This window comes from Pectinatus haikarae (assembly GCF_015732185.1).
In the GTDB taxonomy this organism is placed as follows: domain Bacteria; phylum Bacillota; class Negativicutes; order Selenomonadales; family Selenomonadaceae; genus Pectinatus; species Pectinatus haikarae.
On sequence record NZ_WIQM01000016.1, the window covers coordinates 206,873 to 220,362 of the forward strand.

Below are 13,490 nucleotides of genomic sequence, written 5' to 3' on the forward strand. Positions count from 1 at the left end.
CACCGGCTCTTTCGAGCCAGCGATCCTCTTTTGTTTTTATAGGAGTGTTATTTCACAGCCCCTCGCATCATCGTGCCATTTCTGTCTGTTTTGACTTGTCCTTTATCGAAACTTGCAGTTTTTGTTTCCGTTGCTGTCGATTTTTCTTCTCTATTGCTCGATCCGCAATCTCCTGAAACGGCGATACCTTTGTCGGTTCTTTAACCTCTTTGCAAAGCAGTACTTCCTTACCATTTTCCAACGCTGGTGCTACTTGTTCAAGTCCTTTCAAAAGCATATTCTTTTCAATGTAATCAGCCATTTCTTGGGCTTTAGAAGCTGCCCGATACAATTCATTTGGATCATCTTTTAAAACTTTAGCCCAAGACTGCAGGTATGCGGCATGATTCTCAAAATGCTTTTCATCAAATTTAATCCCATATTGCTGCTGCAAAAACGTGGAGGCAAGCTCAGCCCGTAGTTCCTCTTTGGCGTATTCACTTTTTTCAAAATTGAACATATCCCGATTCATCCGGGTAGAATGCCCCGTACTGTGAGCAATTTCATGCGCACAAGTTGCATAAAAGCCATCCAGCGTCTTAAATTTTTCTCGCGGTAATACATGGATCTCGTCTGTAGTAGGGCTATAAAAATTCCGATTGCTCTGATCAAAAAAGATTTTTGCCTCACTGTTTTTCAGCATATTTTCCATGTATTTATTCTTCTCATCTTCAGCAATGGTCAACGGATATTCTGGCGGAATCCCTTCCATTTGCTGTGCATTAAATACCGTATAGTATTTAACTATAGGACAATCTAAGTCTTTCAGTTTTTTCTCTTCTTCACCTGTTTCTTGATTTAATTCTTTGACTGTAATGGATTTGCTCCAAAATTCAATATGCGTTCCTTTTTCGCCTTTTTTGACCTGCCAACCTTTTTCCTGCGCCTGCTTATACGTGCACCAGCGACTATCAGTATAACCTTTGTCCTCAGCCGCAATCATCAGGCGCATGCGATTGAGTCCTCGATAGGATGACCCCAGCGCCATATTATGCGCTGGCTTACCAAAATGCTCAGAATCCCAAAAAAACGGTTTCCCTGCCTCCATGTCTTTTGTTACTTTTTCCACAAGAGCATTCCGCTGCTCCTGCACATGCTCTGGTAATGACATATCTTCACCCCCTAACGTTTCGCGTTTTCTTCATCGGATTCCTGAGCCAATTCCGCTTTTTCATCCTCGGTCAGTACCTGTTCATTTAATTCAACCCCATAATCTTCCACAGTTTTTTCCGCCTTCATCGCATTTCACCTCCTGCATTTGGTATCCTTTTTATCACAATTTGGACCTTTTCCTCATCAAATTTGAGACTCAAAATATAGGCCTTGTCATACCAAATAAGCTCGTTATCCTTGCATACGCCTTGATTTGCCGTTACAATCTTTTTTCCATTTCTTACAAACGCCACACTTATCACCTTTACCTCCTGAGCAATTACTAATTTTCCCATTTAAAGTTTATTTCAATATATTAGGGGGTCCATAATGGACCCCTTCACTTGATTTCTATGCAACAAAATGGAAGTCTTCTATATAACTAAAACAATTTGAATCCATCATTTTGGCAAGTAAAATAAATTTAATTCTAAATAAAAAACCATATTGGAAATACCAACGAATACTTAATTCGTGGTTCCAATATGGTTCAATCCGTCATATAAAATTCTTTTTTTAACCTATAATCTTATATAATGCCTGTCTATTCCCCTTTTTTAACAAAGTCCGCATATTTAAATTTTCCAGTCTCTTCTTTGCATATCCTCCACCCATCAAAGAGAAATATTATATCAGGCCCATAATTTAAAGTTCACTTTTTTCGTACAAACCAAACTAGCTAAATTCTTTCCACAGTATTATTACAACGGATGAAAAAGCTGTCCAAACTAAGCTTGAAAATAAAATCGAATAAAAAATATTATAATTTTTCAAGGTAAAATATAGCACGACAAGAAAAATTATAAAAGGAATCGCTGATGCCATAGCAAAAATTATTGTTTCGCGAACTTTTGAAACTCCATGTTCCACATACATGAAATAATAAGCCAAAATACTTAGTCCTGGAAAACTTAATACTAAGCCAGTAACATAGTAATTTTTTGTTTTCGATATATAATCTATTATAATCATTAGAATCACAGATATACTGCATTTGATAACTAAATCCATAAGATCTCCTCTTTTAACAATGAAAACTATCCTTCTGTAGGTGCTTTTGGACCCGGTAATTCCAATTGATAAAATGCAAGATCCAGCCATTGATCAAATTTAAAACCGGCTTTTTTAATCACGCCCGAAAATGTAAAACCTAATTTTTCATGCAATTTTATACTCCCAATATTGGCTGCATCAATTCCGGCAACAAGGGTTGCAAATTCTCTTTCATTCGCAATTTTTATGAGCTCCTGCATTAATTTTATTGCAATGCCCTCTCTTCTAAAATCCTCATGGACATATACGGAATGTTCGATTGTATATTTATAGGCAGGCCATGCTCTAAACGGACCAAAAGTAGCAAATCCAGCTACCTTTTTATTTTTTTCAAACACCAACAACGGATAGCCTTCTTGCTTTTTCTTTTCATACCATTGTTTTCGCTCCTCAATGGTATGCACATTATAATCGTAGACTGCTGTTGTATGTAAGATAGCATCGTTATAAATTTGCAAAATATCCATCAGATCTTTTTCAGTTGCTTCTCTTATCATTTGTATCCCTGCTTTCATTCTTATTTTTTTATATTGTATCCCTTTCTTTTATAAGTTGTAAAATTGATCTTATGAAGCATTTGCTATAGAATCAAGTTATAACAAATTATTTTAGTAAGGAGTACTTTTCATGACACTTCAACAAATTCGATATATCGTGGAAATTTCAAAACACAATTCAATCAGTAAAGCAGCCTCTGCCCTTTATGTAACGCAACCAAGTATCAGCAAAGCTATTCAAGAGATTGAAAATGAATTAAATATTACCATCTTAGACAGAACAAACAAAGGTGTTCTCTTCACAAAAGATGGCATGGAATTATTATTTTATGCAAAAATGCTTTTAGAGCAAACAGAATCCATCATCTACCATTTTAATAAACATAAAATAACCGACGTAACAAGAGTTTCTATATCTTCTCAACATTATGGCTTTGCCATAGAGGGTGTTGCAAAGCTAATGGATTATTTTAGTGAACGCAACTACAATATAACCGTTCGCGAAGGAAAAACAACGGACGTAATCAATGATGTATATACGGATAAAAGCATTCTAGGTATTGTCGCATTAACAGACTTAAACAAATCTTTTTTTGATCGCTACTTCATCTCAAAATCACTGACATTTACCCCTCTAGCATCAATAACTCAGCATGTTTTTCTTCGAAAAGAGCACCCCCTGTCGCAGCTCAAATCTATTGAGTTAGAACAATTAAAAGATTATCCGTATCTGACCTATCAGCAAGATGACGTATTGCTTCACTTTGCAGAGGAAGTTATCCACGTGGATCAGATTAAACAAATCGTTTATTTAAAGGATCGGGGCGCTATGAATAATCTTCTATCAAATACAAATGCCTATAATATAGGAACTGGCTGCATAGTAAACAATTACATGAACCCTAATATTATTTCCATTCCACTAGCGGAAGGTTCTTTGATTCAAATAGGGTTAGTAAAACGAAGCGATGTATTTTTGCCTGAAGAACTTACTGTATATGTTGATTTTTTGATCACTACTTTAAACGAATCTGTCCCCGGCTAAATGATCAAGCGCTTAACAAATCTTGACGCTCACCACTACTACTCTCTATCTAATTTTTCTATCTTTTTTACCATAATTTCTATCTTTTCCTCATCAAATTTGAGACTCAAAATATAGGCATTATCATACCAAATGAGCTCATTATCCTTGAATACACCGCGATTGGTCGATATAATTCTTCTGCCATTTTCAATAAACTCCACCCTCATACAATTCACATCCTTGACCAGCACATTAATTTTCCCCATAAAAAATTATTACAAGCCGAATCGGGTGTCCATTATGGACCCCCAAACGAATCGACGTATCCTAAGAAGCAGGGGCAAAATCAGTCGTTTTTATACGACAATGCTGGCCCCACCTACCCCAAGATTAAATTTGCCTACAGTCAGTCAAGGTGTCCATAATGGACACCTAAATTCCAGACATTCACACCGGACTCTTTTCATCCTGCTCTTTTTTATATTTTTCAAGAAAAGCGTGAAATGGACTATTTTCAGGAATTTCAAATTGATTGGCTTCCTCTTCTGCTTCTCGTTCCAGAGCAGCTATTTGTTGCCGTTCTATCTCCGCCATTTTTTCTCGCATAGCAGCTTTCTTTTCCTCCTGAAGCTGTTTAAACGCAGCTGGAGCATCAACATATCCTTCCCGCAACGCCATATGCAGCCAACCTGCAGGATTATTTATCTTCCCTTTTTGCAATGCCTTTTTCAAAAGTTCCCATTGCTGTTCAACTGCCTCAAGACCATATTCAGCAATAAATTTCTTTGCAGTAGCAAGCGTAATACCATAGCTTGGCATTACAAAAAGTAAGCTATCCAGTGAATCTTTTATGTTAACCATATCTCCAACAACAGTTTCCTCATTCTTGTTTGTTGTTGTTTTTTCTGAGAATTCTCTGTTGTTATTCTCTGGTATTGGTGAGGACAGATTGTCCGATTCCATAGGGACAAAATGACCGGATGGATTTGGACAACTTGTCCCTATGAAACGGTCATTTTGGGTATTCTCCGCCAAAGGACCCGACAAGCCTTGAATTTCCTCATAAGGACAATTTGTCTCTATGGATTGGTCACCAACGGAAGCATCTCCCACAGTATCCGTGAGCCCTTGATTTTCCTCATGTGGACATTTTGTCCCTATGGACTGGTCACCAACAGCAGCATCGCCCATAGTACCTGCGAACCCTTGATTTTCTTCATGTGGACATTTTGTCCCTATGGACTGGTCACTAACGGCAGCATCAATTTCTCCTGATACATCTGGCTCTGATTCTTCATGATTTTCCGTTTCCGGCTCCTCCTTTTCTAGCCCTTCCAACGCAAGATAATCAATCGTGTACCACTTTGTGCGATCATAGCCTTTTTGATTGTAGTTGCCGGAAATAACCAATTTTTGCTTCTCTAAGTTGGAAATCGTCCGCGATAAAGTCTTCTGCGACCAAAACGGAAATTGCTTTGACCAGTCCGCCATGGTGTTATACACCCATTGCCGACCATCGATAATATTTTTACTGCGGTCCACCCAATAATGCAGTTGCTGTATAAAAAGCGCTTCATTCAAGCCGATTTTTACTGCAAGGCTGGGCAGGCACATCAAAGGAACCTCATTGATCAATAATTTACTCATTTTCTTCTCTCTCCCAACTGCAGATCATTAATTATTCATGGTATTTGCGACTTGAAAGTTTTTCGAATGCTCACAGGGCCGATCACAATCATCACAACATTCTTTGCATCGTTCCGGGCAATGAGATTCATCTAAATAAGCCAAGACACCTTTTATAACCTTGACACGTGCCTGCCACTCCTGACACTCTTCTTCTGTTTTATCAGCAGTTTCTACGGAAAGCCGTTGCTCAGCGTCTTTTAATTTCTCAACAATTTCTTTCTGAAACCAAATTTTTGCGGCAATATCTCTATCTGTCACTTCTTGCTTTTGCACAGGTGGTACAGCCTCATCAGTAAAATTAGCACCGTCATTGCTTATATTTTTATCGGTATCATTTTTCTGCGTTTGGTCGAATAGTTTTGTCTGGCCCTCATCCTCTAATTCACATTCTGTCGGACGCTCTTTCACAACAGGAATAATGTCATTTTTAGGCATAACGATTTTTTTCTTTTCCTCTTTCACAGCCTGCACCGTAATTTCTTCTCCCCGGTCCTTAATCGCCTCAACAGCAGAATTCTGCTGTTCTTCATCCATGCTTGCCAATTCTGCTGCAGCTGTAGCCGTAATATTCCCGGCATCAACCTCGGCCTTAACTTCATCTGAAACCTTCCGTATGGCTTCTTTACGCTGCAGAGAAGTTTCGGAAATACCAAGGATATTGGCAAAATAAGGGCGAAACTTACCATCAATATTTCCGGCTGCTTTCTGATAATCATAAAGCTTCTTGATGATTGGCTTAATAAGTGCAATTTCATCCGCTTCCTGCGAAGGTGTCAAATTCCTGCGCTGCCCTTTATTCGGAAATACGATATTCAGCGTTTCCATTTCATCGTCCGTTATGGCATCCTCAAAATCATTGATGATTTCTCGTGTAATGGTCGGAACCATCGGATTATCTATCAGTCCCTGCTCCAATCGATACAGCTGGGCCAAGCGGCGGCGATGACCGCTGGTAATCATAAATCGGCCATCCTCCATCGTCTTTAAAATAATGGGCTCTATATTATGAGTAAGCTGGATCATCATCGCCAGTTCTTCAATATTATCCAAACTATACTTTTCATTTTTAGGATTCGGCACCAATTCATGAACGTCTCGCATGATGATTTCTTCCGTAGTGTTAAGTTCCTTACCGCTGCCCTGTCCTGGCTGAGAATTTTTATTTAAAAGCTTGGCAATTAAGCTTGCTGACTGTTTTTTCATGATTTCATTCCCCCGCTAAAAGTTCTTTGAAAAACTGTACAAGATCCCGTGCAAAGCCACAATTAGGCGAATACTCAAAAATAGATTTTCTTTCTTCTGCCGATGCTTCCAGCTTATCTTTTGTGTAACGAATTCTGGTCCGAAATAAGGGAAACTGACTTCCTAATAACTCAATGCAACGAAACCCATGCGGGGTAGAAGAAAATTTATTGAGAAGACAGCCACGAAACTGCAGTGCAGGATTATATTCCTTAATTGCTTCGATATAGTCAGCCATCTGTGAAACGCCGCGAATCCCATAAATATCCGGTGTCGTCACAATGATGACTTCATCACTGGCTACCAAGGCATTGATAACGGAGGCATTAATTGTTGGAGGGTTATCGATAAGACATACATCATAATTTGCAGCAACCTTTTCTAAGGATTCTTTTAAAATGGTCTGCTGCACAATCTCTTCATCTTTTATGACAGCCACATTGGCATCCAATAGAGCAGCACCACTGGCAACAATGTCAATGTTCGAATACCGTGTAGGCTGGATAACCTCCTGAATATCCGCTTTACCTAGCAGGATATCTGCTAACGATCTTTTCGGATCTGCGTCAAAGAACTGCGAATCATTGCCCTGATCGTCATTATCTATAACCAGTACTCTTAAATCGCAGCTTTCTGCTATGGCATACGCCATATTAACGGTAATCGTTGTTTTGCCAACGCCGCCTTTTTTGTTGATGAACGAAAATGTTTTCATAAATTTTCAAGTCCTTTCGCTTAACTTTTCTATACAAATCAAGCGAAAATCTGCTATAATGAATCTTAGAGAACGAGATTTGTTTATAACAAATTTTCACCAGAGCACTATCAGTTAGCCGCTGATAGTGCTTTTTTCATACCCAACTTTCATCTGCTCTTAATTCTTACTAAAGCACCTTCCAGTTTCATATCCGGACGTGCCGTAAAGTAATAATCGCCCCTATATTCGATAGACGTTGGAAGCCAAGTCATCCATTCTTCTTCATCTGAGAAATATGGTGCATAAACTTCACAACCACTACCACACGTAAATTCAATGTCTGTGCCTTCTATTTCGAACCTACCAGCTGAATTTCGGGCTAAGCGCCCTGTTTTACCTATGTCCGCATACATGCGCTTCAAACGCCAGTCACTTTCATCGAATGCGTTACTACCTAACCCCAATAAGTGTTTTACATAGGATCTCTCTTCTTCTGTTGCTTTTTCTGGATTGAATTCGTTCTGAATCCATGCCAAATCATCAACAAGTTCCCGAATTATTGGAGTAGCCTTTCTAAATCGTTCAATCATACCTTGTTTTAACATTTTCTGTTCCTCCTTCATTAAAAATGCGTTTTGTTAACTTAAATGAAAATTGAGGCACCGAACCTTTCAATGGTACAATGTTTCTGCTAGAAAACACACCAATCGAAAGGACGATGCCTCATGCAGAAAATTATACCGATTGTATGCCCTAAATGCAACAATAATCACCATTTTCATAAGTTTGGCAAAGATAAATTCGGTAATCAAAAATATCGCTGCCTTGCTTGTAAACATCAATTTGCACCAGATGCTCTCCCCAGGGTCAGAGGTAAAAAGTATCCTCCTTGCCCTATGTGTGGAAAATCGTCTTTCTTGCATCACGATTATCGTGATTATTCTAACTTTCGTTGCTCTGATAAAAAATGTAATCATTCATTTTTTCAACCAAAATCAACTGCTACTTTGCCACCTTCTGTTTCTAAACTTTTTGGTAAATCCGATTTATCACGCATGCGTCATCCAGTTCATTTAATCATCACTGTTTTAACTCTTTTTTTCGTATTGTAAAGTTAAATGAAAGTTGAGGACTCGTCAGCCCTTCTGGTACAATAGTTTTATCACAAACACTGTACCTCCCGAAAGGAGACGAGTCCTCATGACAAAATCATATCAGATTTGCTGTCCAAAATGCAACAATCATCAAAACTTTTATCGTTATGGCAAAGATAAAGATGGAAATCAAAAATATCTTTGCCGTGTATGCGGGCATCAATTTGTACCATATGCCAATACAACCGGCAAATCAGGAAGGCCACGCATACGTTCTTACCCAATTTGCCCTATCTGCGGGAAGGCCATGTTTCTTCATCATGAACACAAATATTATTCAAACTACCAATGTGGTGACAAGAAATGCGGTCATTCCCTTTTTGTCCCAAAACAAGCTGCTATTACAGCACCTTCCATGTCGAAATTGTCAGGAAAAACCAATTTCAAGCGAATGCGTTATCCTATGCATGTTATTCTGACGGCATTGTCAATGTTTTATTTAGGCAAGAATTCTTTCCGTAATATTGCTCTTATTATGCGTACGGTCATGAATATTCAGCTTTCTCACACCACCATCAGCAACTGGTGTACGAAATTTGCCCCTTTGTTTCACAACATTGCACTTGAATTGATACCAACGCTCAATTTCGACTCCGATGAATGGCACGCGGACGAAACCGTGGTGAAAATCCGTGGCATGAAATATTATCTTTGGTTAATTGTGGACAGCGAAACACGTTTTGTCCTCGGCTTTCATCTTTCCAAACACCGGGATAGTCCTCAGGCTTTTTCCCTGCTTAATTCCGTTAAGCACCTTGGCAAACCCAGAGCCATTGTAACCGACCGTTACAGTGCCTACAAAGTTCCTGTAAAAGCAGTGCTGAACGTCAAACATATCCGTGTCCACAGCTTCAGTGACGATATCACCAACAACCTGATTGAATGCTTTAACAAGCAGTTCAAAGCATGGTATAAAACCAAACAGGGATTTTCTTCTTTCAATTCCGCCAACAACCTTATTGCGGTTTTTCTCTTTTTTTACAATTTTGTCCGTCCTCATTCCGCTCTTAACAGTTTGACTCCGGCACAAGTTGCAGGGCTCAATCTTTCTGCCAGAAGTAAACACAAGCTTTTGTTCGTTGCTTGAAGTATTTGGCTGTTTCTGTTTGTTAATCTTTCATGTTTACTTTACAAAGCCCAAATAAAAAAGACGCCCAATACGAATATTGAACGTCTAATAATAAACTCATTATTTTATTGTAGAATCAAATTATCTTGACTGACAAAATAGCAATTTCTTGTGTCTACTCATACTAGGTTGATAACTACCGAGACATTGATGTAGTCCTTAACTACCTTTTTGCGCTCAAAACCATCTTTTTTTACAAAGATGCAATGGCGGTAGAAGTAGCGGAAATTAAGGATTTCTACATAGTACGGCGTTGTATCAACGCTACAGCCTCCACGTGCGAAGTCATAGGGAACATATCCACCGGCTGAATCTGCTCCGCCCCATAACCGAGCCCGTTCAGTATTGCAATATCACGGGCCAATGATGCCGGATTGCAAGAAACGTACACTATATGTTTTGGACGCATATCAGCAAATGTTTTGAGCACAGTCGGCGTACAGCCTGCACGTGGCGGATCAACTACCACCACATCGGCGCGAACGCCCTGTTTATAGAGCTGCGGCATTACAATGGTCGCGTCGCCAACAATAAATTCAGCATTCTTTACATGATTATCGCGGGCATTCTTCTGCGCATCAATAACGGCTGGCTTAACTATCTCAATACCATATACTTTTCTGGCTTTTTGAGCCAGAAAAAGTGTTATTGTACCTGTCCCGCAGTATGCATCAATAACAGTTTCTCTGCCCGTAAGATTTGCATATTCCAATGCCTTTCTATATAAAATTTCAGCCTGATCAGTATTGATTTGAAAGAAAGAACGAGGCGATATATGAAAGGAGAGCATGCCCAATGTATCTTTTATAGTAGGTTTCCCCCACAAGAGGTTAGTTTCCCGCCCCATAATTACATTGTTACGATAAGTCTGCACATTTTGCTGAACACTGACAAGCTTCGGCAGCTTTTGCCGCAGAAGACTTACAAATTCCTTACTGCGACGCAATTCTTTTGTTGCTGTCACAAGCACAAGCATGCACTCTCCGCCCCTACCAACACGCCCGACTACATGACGCAGCATTCCCATATGACGGTCTTCATCGTATACACTGATCCCAAGTTTTTGTACAATATCACGGACTGCATTAATAATATCATTGTTCAATTCTTTTTGAATATAACAATTTTCCGTATTTATTATCTGATGACTGCCTTGTGCAAAGCAGCCAATAATTATCTTTTTTTTATCTCTGCCGACTGGGAATTGCATTTTATTACGATAATTCCAAGGATTTTGTGCTCCAAGTGTGGGATGGACAGTTAAATTCTTCTGACCGCCGATTCTTTCGACAGCATCCGTCACCTGCTGCTGTTTTATTTTTAATTGAGTTTCATAAGCAAGATGCTGCAGCTGACAGCCGCCGCATTCGTAGTAAAGCCCACAGCGTGGCGTCACTCGCTGCGGGCTGGCTGCTGTGATATGGACTATCCTGCCGATAGCATAATTTTTCTTTATTGTATGAACAACTATTTCTGCCTGTTCGCCCGCCAATGAATAAGGGACAAATACAGTAAAACCATCAATGCGCCCCACACCTTCGCCATTGCTGCCAAGGCCTGTGATATTGATCGTATATTTAGCATCTTTTTTTATTGGTACAGATTTCATTATATTGATAAAGCTCCATTTATAAAATATTATTTTTCAACAAATATAACCTTGCGGAAAAGATCAGAAGGATGTTCTAATAAAAGTGCAGCTCCATTTGCCACAAGTTCTTCTTTAGCACGAAATCCCCACAAAACTCCTACAGGCAGCATCCCTGCATTTACGGCAGTTTGCATATCAACTGAAGAATCACCTATATACACAATTTCCTGAGGTTTCAACGCCATATTTTCGGCGATAATAAAAACTTTTTGCGGATCAGGTTTACGTTTAAAACCTGGAAGATCCCCTATAATTTTCTGAAAAGTATTTCTGGCAAATAAGGTTGCGATAATTTTTTTTGCAGCCTCATCATGCTTATTGGTACAAACTGCAAGCGGAATATTTTTTTTCTTAAGATCTTCCAACATGTTTATTATACCTTCATAGGGTGCGGTTTTATCCAGCTGATGTGATTTATACACCGTTTTAAATCTTGCCAATACTTCTTCGCGGATTTTTTCAGATATATTGGCAGGCAGTGCGCGCTCTATGAGCATTCCTATGCCGTTGCCAACCATGATGCGATATTTATCCACAGGATGTGCAGGATAGCCATATTCCTTCAACACCACATTGACACTATCCGCCAGATCATTCAAAGAATTTACCAATGTACCATCAAGATCAAAGATGACAGCTTTGTATTCCATATACATATACCTCTATCCTTCATAAATCAAACGTTTTTATGTTCAAGCTCAAGCAAAAATTTTTTTACCTTTATATTGCGAGTATGCACCGGCAATATTCCCGCTTCATTAACAAGCCGATGACTGGGAATACATATATCTATGTGATTTTTATTTTTGGCAGTTTCCACAGCTCGTATAGCTTTCGGCTTACCGACAGCAGCTGCCAGCTCTCCATAAGAGCAGGTATACCCATATGGGATTTGTAAAAGCGCCTCCCATATTTTTTTCTGAAAGGCAGTTCCATCTTGCCGCAAGGGCAATAAAAATCCTTTTCGGACACCGCTTAGATATTCTGTAATCTGCATATAGGTTTCTCTGATCAGCAGTGTCTCTGTTTCAAGCGCCGGGGTAAAAGGTTTATGATAACTTATCCCTGTGATAAATGATTTTTCCTCTGTTATATATATATTACCAATCTTTGTCTGATAAACAAATCTTTTTTTCAAGAAAAGATACACCTCTCTCCTGATAAGGCAGCATTTTCGCCGCGAAATCTACAATGCTAAAAGTGTCTTCAGCTCATTCGCTATCTGCTTAAGCCCCCATGGCTGTGCCAGTAATACAGGAATGGCAGCCCGATACTGCTTCAGTGTAGCCATAAGGACAACATCCGTATAATCTTTACTCAGATCGGCGCAATAGCGGGAAACGGCTGCATCCCCCCCCTTGCTGAGCATTGTCTGCTTCAGTATATTGGCCGCTTTCGTTTTTACCTTATATATTCTGACAACACGAAATACTGCTTTTTCTGCCATCATTGCAGTACCCTCTTTTGTACAATCAACATCTAAAAGGATTTTTTCCGCATCTTTTTTATCATTGATTTTTATAATTTTCATAAAATATTCAGACAAAATACGGATTATTGATTTTTTCACTGCCTATGGTAGTGCTTGGGCCATGCCCCGGATAGACGATGACCGAGTCGTCCAGCGGCAGCAATTTTTCTTTGAGGTTCTCTATCAGCCCGGCAGTTGAACCGCCGGGAAAATCAGTTCTACCTATAGAACCGGCGAAAAGTGAATCACCGGAAAAAACAAATTTTTCATTTATAAGACAAATACCGCCTGGGCTGTGCCCCGGCGTATGAACCACTCTCAGTCTGCTGCTGCCGACTTTTATTATATCATCTTCATTCACAAAAAAATCTGCTTTTTTAGACAGTATATTCAATCCCCAGTATGCTGACAGATTCAACTTGGCATCGGTCAGCATAGGTGCATCCATTGGATGAATACCCAATTTGGCATCAAATTCATTGCAAATATCTGTATTAGCACCGATATGATCACTATGCCCATGCGTATTTATTACATACTTGACATCACAGTCTTCTTCTCTTACCCATTCGATGATAAGCTTTGGCTGTGATCCCGGATCAACAATAATTCCCTCCTTTGTGCCTTCATCAATAGCAAGATAACAGTTTTCTTCAAATGAACCATTCGTAAAAATTTTTACTTTCATC

Annotated in this window: 16 protein-coding genes and 1 pseudogene; 3 read left to right on the top strand and 14 right to left on the bottom strand. The window is 39.3% G+C overall.

From position 1 onward, the window contains the following. Positions 1-67 precede the first annotated feature (67 nt). The 4 genes from I6758_RS11540 to I6758_RS11555 all read right to left on the bottom strand — a co-directional run bounded on the left by I6758_RS11540 (position 68) and on the right by I6758_RS11555 (position 2,741). Positions 68-1,150 (bottom strand): ArdC family protein, encoded by a 1,083-nt coding sequence (locus I6758_RS11540; RefSeq protein WP_196605416.1) that lies wholly within the window; start codon positions 1,148-1,150, stop codon positions 68-70. Between the two features lie 124 nt (positions 1,151-1,274). Next, positions 1,275-1,454, bottom strand: coding sequence for a hypothetical protein (locus tag I6758_RS11545; RefSeq protein WP_196605417.1), 180 nt, complete (start codon positions 1,452-1,454; stop codon positions 1,275-1,277). 412 nt (positions 1,455-1,866) lie between these two features. Further along, positions 1,867-2,202, bottom strand: coding sequence for a GlpM family protein (locus tag I6758_RS11550; protein WP_196605418.1), 336 nt, complete (start codon positions 2,200-2,202; stop codon positions 1,867-1,869). A 26-nt stretch (positions 2,203-2,228) separates the two neighbouring features. Then, a complete protein-coding gene (locus I6758_RS11555; RefSeq protein WP_196605419.1) occupies positions 2,229-2,741 on the bottom strand; it encodes a GNAT family N-acetyltransferase in 513 nt (170 codons plus the stop codon). Positions 2,742-2,871: 130 nt separating this feature from the next. Between I6758_RS11555 and I6758_RS11560 the strand changes: the two genes are divergently transcribed. Continuing rightward, on the top strand, positions 2,872-3,786 hold the full coding sequence (locus I6758_RS11560) for a LysR family transcriptional regulator (protein ID WP_196605420.1): 915 nt from the start codon (positions 2,872-2,874) through the stop codon (positions 3,784-3,786). 38 nt (positions 3,787-3,824) lie between these two features. On the opposite strand, the gene I6758_RS11565 is transcribed toward I6758_RS11560, so the two are convergent. The 5 genes from I6758_RS11565 to I6758_RS11585 all read right to left on the bottom strand — a co-directional run bounded on the left by I6758_RS11565 (position 3,825) and on the right by I6758_RS11585 (position 8,001). Next, positions 3,825-3,995, bottom strand: coding sequence for a hypothetical protein (locus I6758_RS11565; protein WP_196605421.1), 171 nt, complete (start codon positions 3,993-3,995; stop codon positions 3,825-3,827). Positions 3,996-4,215: 220 nt separating this feature from the next. After that, entirely contained in the window at positions 4,216-5,415 is a 1,200-nt protein-coding gene (locus I6758_RS11570; protein WP_196605422.1) for a hypothetical protein, read from the bottom strand. 27 nt (positions 5,416-5,442) lie between these two features. Next, positions 5,443-6,660 carry a ParB/RepB/Spo0J family partition protein gene (locus I6758_RS11575; RefSeq protein WP_196605423.1) on the bottom strand — a complete coding sequence of 406 codons (1,218 nt, stop codon included), beginning with the start codon at positions 6,658-6,660 and terminating at the stop codon, positions 5,443-5,445. Between the two features lie 4 nt (positions 6,661-6,664). Further along, on the bottom strand, positions 6,665-7,414 hold the full coding sequence (locus I6758_RS11580) for a ParA family protein (protein ID WP_196605424.1): 750 nt from the start codon (positions 7,412-7,414) through the stop codon (positions 6,665-6,667). A gap of 149 nt (positions 7,415-7,563) precedes the next feature. Next, positions 7,564-8,001: a DUF5348 domain-containing protein gene (locus I6758_RS11585; protein WP_196605425.1), complete on the bottom strand. Its 438-nt coding sequence runs from the start codon at positions 7,999-8,001 to the stop codon at positions 7,564-7,566. A gap of 120 nt (positions 8,002-8,121) precedes the next feature. Here I6758_RS11585 and I6758_RS11590 point away from each other — a divergent pair. Further along, positions 8,122-8,502 (top strand): annotated as a pseudogene (locus I6758_RS11590) (IS1/IS1595 family N-terminal zinc-binding domain-containing protein); the annotation flags it as partial. 94 nt (positions 8,503-8,596) lie between these two features. Continuing rightward, positions 8,597-9,637, top strand: a complete 1,041-nt coding sequence (locus tag I6758_RS11595; RefSeq protein WP_196605427.1) for an IS6 family transposase — start codon at positions 8,597-8,599, stop codon at positions 9,635-9,637. A gap of 280 nt (positions 9,638-9,917) precedes the next feature. On the opposite strand, the gene rlmD is transcribed toward I6758_RS11595, so the two are convergent. Genes rlmD through I6758_RS11620 form a run of 5 tightly spaced genes read right to left on the bottom strand, consistent with a single transcriptional unit; the run spans position 9,918 to position 13,489 of the window. Further along, entirely contained in the window at positions 9,918-11,288 is a 1,371-nt protein-coding gene (gene rlmD / locus I6758_RS11600) for a 23S rRNA (uracil(1939)-C(5))-methyltransferase RlmD (RefSeq protein WP_196605428.1), read from the bottom strand. Positions 11,289-11,317: 29 nt separating this feature from the next. Further along, a complete protein-coding gene (locus I6758_RS11605; protein ID WP_196605429.1) occupies positions 11,318-11,980 on the bottom strand; it encodes an HAD family hydrolase in 663 nt (220 codons plus the stop codon). A gap of 26 nt (positions 11,981-12,006) precedes the next feature. Then, positions 12,007-12,468, bottom strand: coding sequence for a methylated-DNA--[protein]-cysteine S-methyltransferase (locus I6758_RS11610; RefSeq protein ID WP_196605430.1), 462 nt, complete (start codon positions 12,466-12,468; stop codon positions 12,007-12,009). A gap of 48 nt (positions 12,469-12,516) precedes the next feature. Beyond that, complete coding sequence (locus I6758_RS11615; RefSeq protein WP_231038654.1) at positions 12,517-12,861, bottom strand: dihydropteroate synthase; 345 nt, start codon at positions 12,859-12,861, stop codon at positions 12,517-12,519. Positions 12,862-12,868: 7 nt separating this feature from the next. Then, positions 12,869-13,489 carry an MBL fold metallo-hydrolase gene (locus I6758_RS11620; RefSeq protein ID WP_196605431.1) on the bottom strand — a complete coding sequence of 207 codons (621 nt, stop codon included), beginning with the start codon at positions 13,487-13,489 and terminating at the stop codon, positions 12,869-12,871. Position 13,490: the final 1 nt, after the last annotated feature.

What these genes read in the sequence shown, in the direction of transcription:
- I6758_RS11540 (WP_196605416.1), bottom strand. Translation starts at nt 1,150, where the DNA reads ATGTCATTACCAGAGCATGTGCAGGAGCAGCGGAATGCTCTTGTGGAA.
- I6758_RS11550 (WP_196605418.1), bottom strand. Translation starts at nt 2,202, where the DNA reads ATGGATTTAGTTATCAAATGCAGTATATCTGTGATTCTAATGATTATA.
- I6758_RS11560 (WP_196605420.1), top strand. Translation starts at nt 2,872, where the DNA reads ATGACACTTCAACAAATTCGATATATCGTGGAAATTTCAAAACACAAT.
- I6758_RS11615 (WP_231038654.1), bottom strand. Translation starts at nt 12,861, where the DNA reads ATGAAAATTATAAAAATCAATGATAAAAAAGATGCGGAAAAAATCCTT.
- I6758_RS11575 (WP_196605423.1), bottom strand. Translation starts at nt 6,660, where the DNA reads ATGAAAAAACAGTCAGCAAGCTTAATTGCCAAGCTTTTAAATAAAAAT.
- I6758_RS11565 (WP_196605421.1), bottom strand. Translation starts at nt 3,995, where the DNA reads ATGAGGGTGGAGTTTATTGAAAATGGCAGAAGAATTATATCGACCAAT.
- I6758_RS11595 (WP_196605427.1), top strand. Translation starts at nt 8,597, where the DNA reads ATGACAAAATCATATCAGATTTGCTGTCCAAAATGCAACAATCATCAA.
- I6758_RS11620 (WP_196605431.1), bottom strand. Translation starts at nt 13,489, where the DNA reads ATGAAAGTAAAAATTTTTACGAATGGTTCATTTGAAGAAAACTGTTAT.
- I6758_RS11580 (WP_196605424.1), bottom strand. Translation starts at nt 7,414, where the DNA reads ATGAAAACATTTTCGTTCATCAACAAAAAAGGCGGCGTTGGCAAAACA.
- I6758_RS11605 (WP_196605429.1), bottom strand. Translation starts at nt 11,980, where the DNA reads ATGGAATACAAAGCTGTCATCTTTGATCTTGATGGTACATTGGTAAAT.
- I6758_RS11585 (WP_196605425.1), bottom strand. Translation starts at nt 8,001, where the DNA reads ATGTTAAAACAAGGTATGATTGAACGATTTAGAAAGGCTACTCCAATA.
- I6758_RS11555 (WP_196605419.1), bottom strand. Translation starts at nt 2,741, where the DNA reads ATGATAAGAGAAGCAACTGAAAAAGATCTGATGGATATTTTGCAAATT.
- rlmD (WP_196605428.1), bottom strand. Translation starts at nt 11,288, where the DNA reads ATGAAATCTGTACCAATAAAAAAAGATGCTAAATATACGATCAATATC.
- I6758_RS11570 (WP_196605422.1), bottom strand. Translation starts at nt 5,415, where the DNA reads ATGAGTAAATTATTGATCAATGAGGTTCCTTTGATGTGCCTGCCCAGC.